General features: G+C 38.8%; 2 protein-coding genes. Both read left to right on the top strand.

All coding sequences use genetic code 11. The features are described 5' to 3' along the window. Positions 1-528: 528 nt before the first annotated feature. Positions 529-4,872, top strand: coding sequence for a YadA-like family protein (locus tag LBE40_RS06600; RefSeq protein ID WP_252615177.1), 4,344 nt, complete (start codon positions 529-531; stop codon positions 4,870-4,872). A 1,109-nt stretch (positions 4,873-5,981) separates the two neighbouring features. Continuing rightward, positions 5,982-15,353, top strand: a complete 9,372-nt coding sequence (locus tag LBE40_RS06595) for a Vomp family autotransporter (protein ID WP_252615176.1) — start codon at positions 5,982-5,984, stop codon at positions 15,351-15,353. Positions 15,354-15,694: the final 341 nt, after the last annotated feature.

Raw genomic sequence — 15,694 nt, 5'->3', positions numbered from 1 at the left:
CTTTCGAATGTTAAGACTTCTCATTCAATAAAGCTGATAATAGCTATTTTAGTTTTGCTTTATTTAGGGTAGAGCAAACTCTTTTTAACTAAAAAACGATCCTATGGAGCTTAGCGAAGTATTTAGCAAAGCATAAAGACTAAATTTTACAGAATTATATTTTTTGGAAAAATAGAACCATAGAATCCACAGTGGTATCATACTATGGGAAAGTTATTTTCTTTCAAAAAAGCTCTCTTTCTAATAAGTATAAAACTACGAATGGTGAATTTACATTTACAGATTATAAATGTATTTTACATGTTTACTTGATTTGTTTAGCGATTTTTACATTTAGTTCTAACGACAAAAAGCACACAAACCCCAAAGGTAAAATACTAGAAATGTCATCAATTTCACAACTGGCGAGCGTAGATTTTAAATTTACAGAAACTTGAATTTATTCCGTGCTTTGGTTGGAAAGAATACTTTGTAAAATATTTCGCATCAAAATATGGCTTTTTTATGTTTTTATTGCAGGGGATAATTATGAAAAAAGTATATGCCAAATTAGCGGAGAGAAAATTGAATTTTTTTCGTCCCTTTTACAAGGCGTCTTTTGTAAAGATGCTTTCCTTATCCTCAATAGTTGCACTTTTATCGAGTGCTTCTCCAGTGTATTCAAAAACAGTTGCTCCAAAAGAAGCATTTCTCATAAGTGCGAAAAGTTCTTCTATAGTTTTTCCGCAAAGTGTTATCTCTGTCTATGATGACTATAATGTCGAGGCCAGTGATCAGGAGAACTATGTAACAGCACTACAAGGGGAGAACACACTAGCAGCGAGCGCTGTTAGTGACTATGTCAATTTTCTAACCACGACCTTTTTTAGGAAAAGTCATGATAATGCTATCATAAATATTTTGACAGTATACAACAGTTTTGCGCGAGTTATTGGTTATGGTAGTGATTTAGGACTATGGGGCACGTCTAGTTTATTAGAGGAGAATTATCCAACGAAATTTAAAGTAGAAACGTTTGGGGATATAAGCACAAGAGATACAGGTGACCCTGATCCGGACCGTTCCTATCAGGCTGGTGATCAGGCGTCTGCAGGCGGTAAAAATGCTATTGCGATAGGTTACACTGCAAAGGCAAGAGATAAAGATAATATTGCCATAGGTGCGCGTGCTGAAGCTAAAGGTTATAGCAGTGTTGCAATAGGTTCTGAATATACTGTTCAAGACCCAACAGAACATACAAGTGCGATAGATGACTACACAACAGCAGTGGGAGCTATTGCTATGTCCACTAAATTTGGAGCATCTTCTTTTGGGCATCGTTCATATGCTACGAATAAAGAAGCTCTTTCCCTGGGGTTCAAGTCAGTAGCAAATGTTGAGACAAGTGTTGCTTTAGGTGCTGAATCTGTAGCTAATATTTCTGCTGGTGTTGCTGGATATGCTCCTCTCTTACAGGGGAAATCAACTGATTCAGAAATTGCATGGAAAAGTACCATGGGTGCTGTTAGTGTGGGTTATGTTGCTTGGAAAAAAACCCGACAAATTACAGCCGTTGCAGCCGGTTTTGAAGATACTGACGCAGTGAATGTTGCACAGTTAAAGTCGTTACAAGGCTACGTGAATAAAGGCTGGAAGCTGTCTGTTGATGATAAAAATGCTACAGTTGTTAGCATAGATGATACGGTAGATTTTTCAGCTGGAAGTAATAATTTCACGATTACAAAAGGCGAAGACGACAATAATGTGAAATTTGATTTAGCTAAGTCCATTACAGTCGATAAAATAGAAACAGGAAACAACACTTTAGACGCAACAGGTCTGATAATTACTGGTGGTCCAAAAATAACAACTGCTGGTATAGATGCTGGTAGTAAAAAGATTACAGGAGTGGAAAAGGGCACTGATGCGAATGATGCAGTTAATTTTTCACAGCTGAAGGAGATCAAAGAACAAGTAGCATCCAGCGGCTTAGTTGCGCAAGATGCGCAGACGAAAGACATCACCATTGGTAAAGAAGCAGATGGTGATAAGATAGATATTTTAAACAATAAAGGTAAGAATAGAGTTCTGTCTGGCATAACGAATGGAATCATTTCTGATGCTTCTACTGAAGCAATAACAGGTCAACAATTATATCAGTTGGGCACCAGTATAGCTGGCTCTTTGGGTGGTGGCGCTAGCTTTAGCGGAGGAACTTGGACTGCTCCCAAATTTAAGGTTAAAACTGTCAAGGCTGATGGGGAAGAAGGTGAAGAGACAGTCTACGATGATGTAGCGTCTGCTCTTGCTGGTGTTGGTAATTCTTTCAAGGATATTAAAAATGAGATTACGAATGTTGTGACCAAAGTAGAAGGCGATTCCTTATCGTGGAGCAAGGAAGCCAATGCGTTTGTAGCCAAGCACGGGGCGGAAGATGCGAAGACAAGTAGCAAGATCATGTTTCTTGCGAATGGTGATGTTTCTAAGGGTTCAACGGATGCTATAAATGGTTCCCAGCTTTATTCACTAGGTGATACATTTGCTACCTATTTAGGCGGTGGCGCTAAATATGAGAATGGCGAATGGACTGCTCCAAAATTCAAGGTTAAAACTGTTAAAGCTGATGGAAAAGAAGGTGAAGAAACAGTCTACAATGATGTAGCGTCTGCTCTTGCTGGTGTTGGTAATTCTTTCACGAATATTAAAAATGAGATTACGAATGTTGTAACTAAAGTAGAAGGCGATTCCTTATCGTGGAGTAAGGAATATGGTGCGTTTGTGGCTCGTCATGAACATAAACAGAGCACAGAAGAAACAGGTAAAGCCGTAAGGATACAAGAAAACAGCAAGATCATGTTTCTTGCGAATGGTGTTGTTTCTAAGGATTCAACGGATGCTATAAATGGTTCCCAGCTTTATTCACTAGGTGATACATTTGCGAAGTATTTTGGTGGTGGCGCTAGTTTTAGTGGAGGAACTTGGACCGCTCCAGAATTTAAGATTAAAACTGTTAATGCTGATGGCGCAGGAAGTGAAGAGACAGTATACAATGATGTAGCATCTGCTCTTGCTGGTGTTGGTAATTCTTTCACGAATATTAAAAATGAGATTACGAATGTAGTTAGCAAAGTAGAGGGCGATTCTTTATCGTGGAGCAAGGAAGCCAATGCGTTTGTAGCTCGCCATGAACATGAACAGAGCACAGAGGAAACAGGCAAAGCCGTAAGGGCACAAGAGAACAGTAAGATTACGTTTCTTGCGAAAGGTGATGTTTCATCAACCTCAACGGATGCAGTAAATGGTACCCAGCTTTTTGAGACGAATGATAAGGTTGCTACCTATTTAGGTGGTGGTTCTAAGTATGAGGAGGGCAAATGGACAGCTCCAATTTTCAAGGTTAAAACAGTTAAGGATGATGGAAGTGATGTTGAAGATAAGGAATATAAAACTGTAGCTGAGGCTTTGGCTGGAGTTGGTACTTCTATCACAAATGTTAAAAAAGAGATTAGCAATGAGATTACTAATGTTGTCAGCGATAATCTTGTTAAACAGGATGAAGCGTCAAAGATTATCAAGATTGGTGCGGAGAAAGACGGTACAGAAATTACCATTGTAAGTAATGAAGGTGCTAATCGTACACTTTCTGGTATAAAGGAAGCGATCAAAAATAATGAAGCAGTTAACAAAGGTCAGCTTGATGAGAGTTTGAAGAAGCTTTCTACCAGTCTTCAGTCTGATGAATCAGCTGTTGTGCATTACGATAAAAAGGAAGGGGATGAAACTGATTATACGAATGTCACTTTTGGCAAAGGTAAAGATTCTACACCTGTAGGCTTGCATAATGTTGCAGATGGTAAGATTGCTGAAAATTCACATGATGTGGTTACGGGTGGTCAGATTAATAAAATCGGTGGTGATATTGCTAAATTCTTAGGTGGAGAAGTATCCTTTAAAGATGGAGCCCTTACACAGCCAACGTATAAATTATCGCAAATTGCTAAAGATGGAGTTGTAACAGAGAATTCATTTAACGATGTTGGAGCAGCCTTTGGAGGACTTGATACAAATATTAAGAATGTTAATCAGCGTATTAAGGAAGTATCAGAAAATGTTGCGCAAGATTCGTTATCATGGAGCAAGGAAGATGACGCCTTTGTAGCCAAGCATGGAGCAGAAAAAATAGCCAGCAAAATTAAATTTGTTGCAGGGGGAGATTTATCTGAAAACTCAACCGACGCTGTAAATGGCGGTCAGCTTTTTGAGACGAATGAGAGGGTTAGCGCAGTTGAAAGCCAAGTAAGTAGTATTGATAAGCAAGTAAAAGATATTGAAAGTACAGTTACGAACGGTGTTGTTAAGTATGATCAAGATGGTGAAGGTCATAAGGTTAATAAAGTCACGTTAGTAGGTGTTAATGAAAGTGATCCTGTGTTGATAGATAATGTAGGGGATGGCAAGATTGAGAGCGGTTCGAAAGAAGCTGTCAATGGAGGTCAATTGCATGATTATACCGAACAGCAGATGAAGATAGTTCTTGATGATGCGAAAAAGTATACGGATGATAAGGTCGATAGTGCAATCAATAATGCTGCTGATGAGGCAAAATCCTATACAGATATGAAGTTTGGAACGTTAAGTTATGCGGTTCAGGATATCCGGAAGGAAGCAAGACAAGCCGCAGCTATTGGTTTGGCAGTAGCTAACTTAAGTTATGATGATACACCAGGGAAGTTAAGCGTTACATTTGGTAGTGGTGTATGGCGTAACCAATCTGCATTTGCTCTTGGTGCTGGTTATATGTCTGAAAATGGTCGTGTGCGTTCTAATTTATCTGTCACAAGTGCTGGGGGGCACTGGGGGGTAGGTGCTGGATTTAGGGTAACACTAAATTAAAGATAAAACACAAAAGTTTAATAACATTTTCATTTGCCCTTGCTTAACTAAGCAGGGGCAAACCATTTTTGCTCAAGATGTAAATACACACCTACCTTAGAAAATAAAATAGCAATATAATTCAATGAGTTATGAAATCCTTTCATGAGGTTTGAGGTAGGATGAATTATATTCCCACCTCAACAAAAGATTCTTTCCAATGTTAAATTTCTCATTCAATAAAGCGGATAATAGCTATTTTAGTTTTGCTTTAGTTAGGTAAGCGCAAACTCTTTTTAACTAAAACAAGATCCCATAGAACTTAGCAAAGTATTTAGCAAAGCATAAAGTTAAAATTCCATAGAATTATATTTGTTGAAAAAAACACACTAGAACCCATAGTGATATCTTACTATGGGGAAGTTCATTTTTTTGGTTATTGTCTGTTAGTACCTATAAGTGTGTAAAAAGTACATTAGTAAGACTCATTTTGTTTCAAATAAACTCTCTTTTTTGAAGAGATGTATCTCAAGAAGGGGGGGTGAAAATAATGCATTTTCAGCCAACACGCATTACGCCATAGCAATTGTAGTGTAGCATTGTTCTTAATAAAAGAACCTTCTTGCAAAAAGAAATAAAGGTTTGTGAGATTTAGAGGATATTAATTTACACATTATTAAGAGAATAGTGTTCTTCTAAATAATGAAGCAATTTATCAGTAAAGGGAAGACGATAAATTTCTTATTTTGAAGACTTTTGTTAAGAAACTAAATATTTTTAAACGAAATGCTTTCGATATTTAAATTGGGCAAGAATAATCTCTTTTTTAATGAGTATAACACTGCAAACGGTGAAATTAATTTTTATTAGAGTCTAAATGTATTTTAGATGTTTGTTTGATATCTTTGCCAATTTTGACATTTAGTTTTGACGATAACAAGGGCATAGGGCGGGAAGATAAAAGACTCGAAACGTTATCAATCTAGCAACTAGCGATCGCAACTACACAATTTACGAACCTTTAAATTCCGTGGGTATTTTTATTAAGAGGACAGGTTCATAGGCATCAAAATATGGCTTTTTTATGTTTTTAATATGTTTTTAATATGTTTTTATTACAGGGGATAATTATGAAAAAAGTATATGCCAAATTAGCGGGGGGCAAATTGAATTTTCTTCGTCCTATTTACAAGACATCTTTTGTAAAGATGCTTTCTTTATCCTCAGTAGTAGCACTTTTGTCGAGTGCTTCTCCAGTGTATTCAAAAACAGTTTCTCCAAAAGAAGCATTTCTCATAAGTGCGAAAAGCCCTTCTGTAGCTTTTCCGCAAAGTGTTATCTCTGTTTATGATGACTATAATTATGATGACTATAATGTTGATGCGAGCGATCAGGAAAATTATGTAACAGCACTACAAGGGGGGAGCACACTGGCAGCGAGCGCTGTGAGTGACTATGTCAATTTTCTCATCAATACTCTTTCTAAGAACAGTAATGATAATTCTATCGTGAATATTTTGGCAGCATACAGCAATAGCTTACCAAAAAGGGAGTTCAGTGCAGAGGAGCAATATAAAAAATTTATCATTAGTGCACAGAATGGTGAGAATACAGCGACCATTGATGCATTGAATCCTTTGCGCAATGACTCTATGGCTAGAATGCAGCGCGGTACGGGAATGCAACGTGACGTAGAGGTTACTAATGTCATATTTGGTAATGATGTACAAAGAGGACCAGGAATGCATACATCGAACGATGTTGTTGCTATTGGTACCAAAATAAAAGTCTATGATGTAGATTCGGTTGCTGTTGGTTATGGTGCGCAGGTGGATAATAAATATACTGTTGCTGTAGGTCATTTGGCGTACGCTGTAGGGAAAAGCAGTATCGCAATAGGTGGCGAAGGTAGATGGGCTGATAACCCGACTCCCCCTGAGGGGCGTACAATAGCGAAGGGCGAAGAATCAATTGCTATTGGACGTCGTGTTAGGGCGAACGGTAAAGGATCTATAGCTTTTGGTGCCCATTCAAAAGCAGAGGTTGAGACAAGTGTTGCTTTAGGTGCTGAATCTGTAGCTAATATTGTTGCTGGTGTTGCTGGGTATGATTCTTTAACTAAAGAAGCTACAACAAATACAGATTTTGCATGGAAAAGTACTATGGGTGCTGTTAGTGTGGGTAATGTTGCTGGCAAAAAAACCCGACAAATTACGGGATTAGCGGCTGGTAGTGCAGATAGCGATGCAGTGAATGTTGCACAGTTAAAGTCGTTACAAGGCTACGTGGATAAAGGCTGGAAGCTATCTGTTGGTGGTGCAAATGCTAAAGCTATTGGTATAGACAGTTCGGTAGATTTTTCAGCTGGAAGTAACAATTTTACGATTGCAAAAGGCGAAGACGACAATAAGGTCACATTTGATTTAGCTAAGTCCCTTACAGTTGATAGCATAAAGATAGGAAACAACACCTTAGACGCAACAGGTCTGATAATTACTGATGGTCCGAAAGTGACGACTACAGGCATTGATGCTGGAAATAAAAAGATAACAGGGGTGGAAAAGGGTACTGGAGAGACTGATGCAGTTAATTTTGCACAGCTGGAAGAGATCAAAGAACAGGTAGCATCCGGTAGCTTTGTAAAACAAGATGCTCAGACAAAACATATTACCATTGGTAAAGAAGCAGATGGTGATAAAATCAGTATTGCCAATAAGGATGGCAAGGGTCGAGTTATTTCTGGCATAGCGAATGGAGCCATTTCTGATGCTTCAACTGAAGCAATGACAGGGCATCAATTGCATCAGTTTGGCACCAGTATAGCTGGCTATTTTGGCGGTGGTGCCAAATATGAGAATGGCCAATGGAGCACTCCAAAATTTAAGGTTAAAACTGTTAAAGATGATGGCACAGAAAGTGAACAAAGCTACGAAAATGTAGCATCTGCTTTTGAAGGTGTTAGTAATTCTATCACGAAGATTCAGAATAACATCACCAAAGAGATTAATAATGTAGTTACCAAAGTGGAAGGCGATTCCTTATCGTGGAGCAAGACCGATGATGCATTTGTAGCCAAGCACGGGGCGGAAGATGCAAAGACAAATAGTAAGATCAGGTTTCTTGCGAATGGTGATGTTTCTAAGGATTCAACGGATGCTATTACAGGTAGTCAGTTGTATTTGTTAAAGAGTACGCTTGCGACGTATTTTGGAGGTGGTGGCGGCTATGATCAGGAGGGTAATTGGAAAGCACCGAGCTTTAAAATTAAGAAATTCGATGCTGAAGGGGCTGTCACTGATGAAGCGTATGGTGATGTAGCGGCTGCTTTAGAGGGTGTTGGTGCTTCTATCACGAATGTTCAGAACAAAATCACTAAAGAGATTACCAATCAAGTTAATAATGCGATTACCAAAGTAGAAGGTGATAGTTTTGTACAGCAAGATAAGGAAACGCATCTTATCACCATTGGAGCAAAAAAAGGTGGCGCTGAGATCAATATAGCAGATAGCACGGGTGTCGATCGGACACTTTCTGGTTTAAAGGAAGCAACGAAAGATAATGAAGCAGTCAATAAAGCTCAGCTTGATAAAAATTTGAAGGAACTTTCTAACAATCTTCAGTCTGATGATTCAGCTGTTGTGCATTATGATAAAACAGATGGTGATAAGGGCACTATTAATTATGGAAGTGTGACTTTAGGTGGTAAAAATAAGGCACCTGTTGGATTGCATAATGTTTCCAGTGGTGTAATTTCGTCAGCATCATATGATGCAATCAATGGTCAGCAGATTAATAAAATCGGTGAGGATGTCGCAGGTTTCTTTGGTGGTAATGCAACCTTTAAAAACGGTACTTTCACCAAACCGTCTTATGAGGTACATAGCATTAGAACAAATGGTGAAGTAGGCGCATCAGGAAATGTTCACCATGATGTTGGTTCAGCTCTTTCGGCGCTTAATTATAGTCTTGGGAATGTGAATACTCGTATAACGAATACGATCAATGATTTTAATCAAAAAATAATGGATAGTTCTCAACATATTGAGAAAGACGCCTTGTTATGGAATGATAAAGTTCATGCGTTTGTAGCCCGTCATGAAAAGAGTACAGAAGAAAAGGGTAGATCCGTCAGGACACAGGAAAACAGCAAAATTACGTTTCTTGCGAATGGTGATGTTTCTAAGGCTTCAACGGATGCTATTACAGGTAGTCAATTGTATTCGTTAAAGAGTATGCTTGCGACGTATTTTGGTGGTGGAGCCGGTTATGATAAGGAAGGGAACTGGAAAGCTCCGAGTTTTGAGGTTAAGAAATTTGCATCTGATGGCAGTGTTTCTGATACGACCTATAATGACGTTGCATCTGCTTTTAAAGGTGTTGGTGATTCATTCACGAATGTTAAGAATGAGATTAGCAAAGAAATTACCAATGTAAAAAATGAGATTACCAATGTAAAAGGTGATAGCCTTGTTAAGTGGGATGAAGCGACAAAGTTAATCAAGATAGGCGAAGAAAAAGAAGGGAGCCAAATCAATATTACAAATAAGAATGGTGATGTTCGGACCATTTCTGGTGTAGCAGCTGGAAGTGCTGAGACTGACGCTGTGAACTTTTCACAACTGCAAAAAGTTGAGAAAGATGTCAAGGAACAAGTAGCAGCCAGTAGCTTCGTGAAACAGGATCTTGAAACCAAACACCTTACTATTGGTAAAGAAACAGATGGTGACAAAATCGATATTGCCAACAACAAAAATGAAAAGCGTACTCTTACTGGTATAAAGGGTGGAGCGCTCTCGGCAGATTCAAATGAAGCAGTCACAGGTTCACAGCTGTTTACAACAAATCAAAATGTTACAACTGCAGCCATGAATATAGCCAAATCTTTTGGTGGTGGTGCTAAGTATGAGCATGGACAATGGACCGCTCCTACATTCAAGGTTAAGTCCGTTAAGGATGATGGTGTTTCTGAGGATAAGGTTTATACTAATGTTGCTACAGCTTTTGAAGGAGTTGGTAGTTCTATCATGAATGTTCAGAATAAATTTACTGAGCAAATTAATAACGTGGTTCAAAAAGTGGAGAGTGAAAGCTTTGTTCAGCAAGATAAAGCAACGCATAGTCTTACTATTGGTGCAAAAACACAAGGCAGTAAAATCGATATCGCTAACAAAGATGGAGTGGATCGTACGCTTTCTGGTATTAAAGCAGCAACAAAGGATAATGAAGCGGTTAACAAGGAACAACTTGATGAAAGTTTAAAGAAACTTTCCACCAGTCTTCAGTCTGATGAATCAGCTGTTGTGCATTATGATAAAACAGATGGTGAAAATAACACAATTAATTATGCGAGTGTAACTTTTGGCAAAGGTAAAGATTCTACATCTGTAGGCTTGCATAATGTTGCTGATGGTAAGATTGCTAAGGATTCACGTGATGTAGTTACGGGTGGTCAGATTAATACGATCTCTCAGGAAGTTGCAAAATATTTAGGTGGAGGAACAGCATTTATCGACGGTGCTTTTACAAGACCCGCTTATAACTTGTCGAAGATTGAGAAAAATGGTTTGGTAACAGATACTACTTTTCAAGATGTTGGCAAAGCGTTTGAAGGTCTTGATACCAATATCCAGAATGTTAATCAGCGTATTAAGGAAGTATCAGAAGGTGTTGCACAGGATTCCTTGTTATGGAGTGATGAAGCCCATGCCTTTGTCGCGCGTCATGAAAAGAAGCAAGAAGAACAAGGTAGAGCTGTAGCGAAACAAGAAAACAGCAAAATTACGTTTCTTTTAGATGGTACTGTTTCTAAGGATTCCACGGATGCTGTCACAGGAAGTCAGCTTTATTCTGTAGGCAATGCACTTTCTACTTATTTGGGTGGTGGTGCTAAGTATGAGAATGGTGAATGGATAGCTCCAAGCTTCAAGGTTAAAACAATTAAGGATGATGGCAGTACAGTTGAAGATAAGGAATATAAAACTGTAGCCGAGGCTTTGGCTGGAGTTGGTACTTCTATCACAAATGTTAAAAAAGAGATTAGCAATGAAATTACCAATGTAGTGAGTGATAGCCTTGTTAAACGAGATGAAACAACGAATCTTATTACTATTGGTAAAGAAGTAGAAGGCAGTGAAATTAATATCGTTAACAAAGATGGAGCGGATCGTACGCTTTCTGGTATTAAAGCAGCAACAAAGGATAATGAAGCGGTTAATAAGAAACAACTTGAAGAACATTTGAAGGATCTTTCCACCAGTCTTCAGTCTGATGAATCAGCTGTTGTGCATTACGATAAGAAGGAAGGGGATGAAACTGATTATACGAATGTCACTTTTGGCAAAGGTAAAGCTTCTACATCTGTAGGCTTGCATAATGTTGCTGATGGTAAGATTGCTAAGGATTCACGTGATGTAGTTACGGGTGGTCAGATTAATACGATCTCTCAGGAAGTTGCAAAATATTTAGGTGGAGGAACAGCATTTATCGACGGTGCTTTTACAGGACCCGCTTATAACTTGTCGAAGATTGAGAAAAATGGTTTGGTAACAGATACTACTTTTCAAGATGTTGGCAAAGCGTTTGAAGGTCTTGATACCAATATCCAGAATGTTAATCAGCGTATTAAGGAAGTATCAGAAGGTGTTGCACAGGATTCCTTGTTATGGAGTGATGAAGCCCATGCCTTTGTCGCGCGTCATGAAAAGAAGCAAGAAGAACAAGGCAGAGCCGTAAGAACACAAGAAAACAGCAAAATTACATTTCTTTTAGATGGTAATGTTTCTGAGGGTTCAACGGATGCTGTTACAGGTAATCAGCTCTACTCTATGGGGCATGCGCTTTCTATGTATTTAGGCGGTGATGCTAAATATGAAAAGGGAAAATGGAGTGCGCCAAGTTTCAAGGTTAAAACAGTCAAGGAAGATGGCAGTGGTGTTGAAGAGAAGAGCTATGAGAGTGTTGCCTCTGCTTTTGAAGGTGTAGGAAGTTCTTTTACGAATATTAAAAATGAGCTTAAGAATGAGATTACCAATGTAGTGAGTGATAGTCTTGTTAAACAAGATGCTGAGACAAAGGTTATCAATATTGGTAAAGAAGTAGAAGGCAGTGAAATTAATATCGCCAACAAAGATAAAGAGGATCGGACGCTTTCTGGTGTAAAGGAGGCGACCAAAAATAATGAAGCTGTTAACAAGGGGCAGCTTGATAAAAGATTAGAAGAACTTTCTAAAAATATTCAGTCTGAGGATTCAGCTGTTGTTCTTTACGATAAAGGTGAAAATGGTACCACTAATTACAAGAGTGTGACGTTAGGCAAAGGTGAAAACCGCGAACCAGTTGCACTTCATAATGTTGCGGATGGTAAAATTGCTGAAAATTCACATGATGCAATTAATGGCAGTCAGATTAATAAAATTTCTCAGGATCTTGGGAAGTTCTTGGGTGGTAATGCAGTCTTTAACAATGGCGCTTTTACAGGACCAACATATAAATTATCTAAAGTCGATACAGAAGGTAAGGTAGAGCAAACTGACTTTAATGATGTAGGTAGTGCGTTTACGGGTCTTAATGATAACATCAAGAATGTGAATCAGCGTATTAAAGAAGTTTCTGAGGGTGTTGCGCAAGATTCGTTGTCTTGGAGCAAAGATGATCATGCATTTGTAGCCAAGCATGGAGCAGAAAAAACAGCCAGCAAAATTAAATTTGTTGCAGGGGGAGATTTATCTGAAAACTCAACCGACGCAGTAAATGGTACCCAGCTTTTTGAGACGAATGACAAGGTTGCTACCTATTTAGGTGGTGGCGCTAAGTATGATGGAGGTAAATGGAAAGCTCCTACTTTCATGGTTAAGTCCCTCAAGGAAGATGGCACAGAAGTTGAGTCGAGTTATAATGATGTAGCTTCTGCATTTGCAGGTGTTGGTAACTCTATCACCAAAATACATAAAGAAGTTAAGAATGAAATTAATCAGGTTGTAGCTGATAGCCTTGTTAAGCAAGAAGACAAAACAAATCGTATCACCATTGGTAAAGAAGTAGAAGGCAGTGAAATTGATATCGCCAACAAAACTGGTGCGGATCGTACGCTTTCCGGTGTAAAGGCAGCGACCCAAAATAATGAAGCGGTTAATAAAGGTCAGCTTGATGCAAGCTTGAAAGATCTTTCCAACAGTCTTCAGTCTGAGGATTCAGCTGTTGTTCTTTATGATAAAACAGGGGGTGAAAATAGCACTACGAATTATGAAAGTATAACTTTTGGCAAAGGTAAAGATCGTGCCCCTGTTGGATTGCATAATGTTGCTGATGGTACCATTGATGAGAAGTCACGTGATGTGGTTACGGGTGGTCAGATTCATACAATCTCTCAGGAAATTGCAAAATATTTAGGTGGTGGTACAGTATTTAATAACGGTACTTTCACAGGACCGACTTATAAATTGTCCAGTGTTAATGCAACAGGTGAGGTAGAAGAAAAATCGTATAACGATGTTGGATCTGCTTTTGGAGGGCTTGATACGAATGTCAAGAATGTGAATAATAATCTAACGAATAAGTTTAACGAACTTACTCAAAACATCACGAATATTACTCAAGAAGTTCAAGGAGATGCCTTGTTGTGGAACAAGGATGAAGAGGCATTTGTAGCACAGCATGGAGAGAAAAAAGGCAATAGTAAGATTACATCTCTTGCAAATGGTAACGTTGCAGAAGGTTCAACGGATGCTGTTACGGGTGGTCAGCTTTACTCGTTGAATAATACAGTTGCGACGTATTTTGGTGGCGGTGCTAAGTATGAGGAAGGCAAATGGACAGCTCCTACCTTTACAGTAAAGACGTTTGATGCAAATGGTAAGGAAGGTGAGGAGAGTTATACGAGTGTTGCGGAAGCCTTTACAGGTGTTAATAATGCTTTCATAAGTTTTGGTAACAAAGTTACCAATGAGATTACCAATCAAGTAAATAATGCGATTACTAAAGTTGAAGGTGAAAGCCTAGTTAAGAAAGACAAGAAGACAAAAGTTATCGCAATTGGTGGCGAGACAGACGGTACAAGCATCAGTCTTGCAAATATTGATGGTACTGCACGGACGCTTTCAGGCGTAAAAGATGGAGCGCTTTCAGCAGTGTCGACAGAAGCAGTTAATGGATCTCAGCTTTATTCATTGGGTGACAAGGTTGCTACATATTTAGGTGGTGGTGCTAAGTATGAAAATGGAGAATTGGTATCTCCAGGTTTCAAGGTTGTGACATTTAATGATGATGGTAGTTCTGAAGAGCAAAACTACACAGATGTTGCGGCTGCGTTTGCTGGTGTGAGTAATTCTTTCACGAAGCTTCATCATGAGATTTCAGATAATATTGAGCAGAACGCGTTGTTGTGGAGTGAAGCTGATAAAGCGTTTGTAGCGCTTCATGGAACAGGAGAAACAAAGCAAAACAGCAAGCTTATTCACCTTGTTGATGGAGACATATCCGCGGGTTCTAGCGAAGCGATAACCGGCAACCAGCTCTATCAGCTCAATCAGACACTAGCACTGTATTTTGGAGGTGATGCTGGGTATAAAGATGGAGTATGGACAGCCCCAAAATTCCAAGTTTCGCAATTTAATTTGGATGGTAGTGCGGGTAACAAGGAAGTCTATGATAATGTGGCGTCTGCTTTTGAAGGTGTTAATGGCAGTATGTCGAGTATCAACGATCGTATTAACACAGTAGAGCAGAATGTCTCGTCGAACAGTTTAAATTGGGATGAGAAAGAAGGAGCTTATAATGCAGGTCATGCAGGTCAAGACAGCAAGATTACGCATGTAGCGGATGGTAAGGTTGCATCAGGCTCGAAGGATGCAGTGAATGGCGGTCAGCTTTTTGAGACGAATGAGAGGGTTAGCGCAGTTGAAAGCCAAGTAAGTAGTATTGATAAGCAAGTAAAAGATATTGAAAGTACAGTTACGAACGGTGTTGTTAAGTATGATCAAGATGGTGAAGGTCATAAGGTTAATAAAGTCACGTTAGTAGGTGTTAATGAAAGTGATCCTGTGTTGATAGATAATGTAGGGGATGGCAAGATTGAGAGCGGTTCGAAAGAAGCTGTCAATGGAGGTCAATTGCATGATTATACCGAACAGCAGATGAAGATAGTTCTTGATGATGCGAAAAAGTATACGGATGATAAGGTCGATAGTGCAATCAATAATGCTGCTGATGAGGCAAAATCCTATACAGATATGAAGTTTGGAACGTTAAGTTATGCGGTTCAGGATATCCGGAAGGAAGCAAGACAAGCCGCAGCTATTGGTTTGGCAGTAGCTAACTTAAGTTATGATGATACACCAGGGAAGTTAAGCGTTACATTTGGTAGTGGTGTATGGCGTAACCAATCTGCATTTGCTCTTGGTGCTGGTTATATGTCTGAAAATGGTCGTATGCGTTCTAATTTATCTGTCACAAGTGCTGGGGGGCACTGGGGGGTAGGTGCTGGATTTAGGGTAACGCTAAATTAACGATAAAACACAAAAGTTTAATAACATTTTCATTTGCCCTTGCTTAACTAAGCAGGGGCAAACCATTTTTGCTCAAGATGTAAATACACACCTACCTTAGAAAATAAAATAGCAATATAATTCAATGAGTTATGAAATCCTTTCATGAGGTTTGAGGTAGGATGAATTATATTCCCACCTCCACAAAAGATTCTTTCGAATGTTAAGACTTCTCATTCAATAAAGCTGATAATAGCTATTTTAGTTTTGCTTTATTTAGGTATGAGCAAAATCTTTGTGGCTAAAACAAGATTTCATAGAGCTTAGCGAAACATAAAGGCTAAATTTTATAGAAATATATT

The organism is Bartonella taylorii (assembly GCF_023920105.1).
GTDB classification, from domain to species: domain Bacteria; phylum Pseudomonadota; class Alphaproteobacteria; order Rhizobiales; family Rhizobiaceae; genus Bartonella; species Bartonella taylorii.
This window is presented reverse-complemented; position numbering and strand designations above follow the sequence as displayed.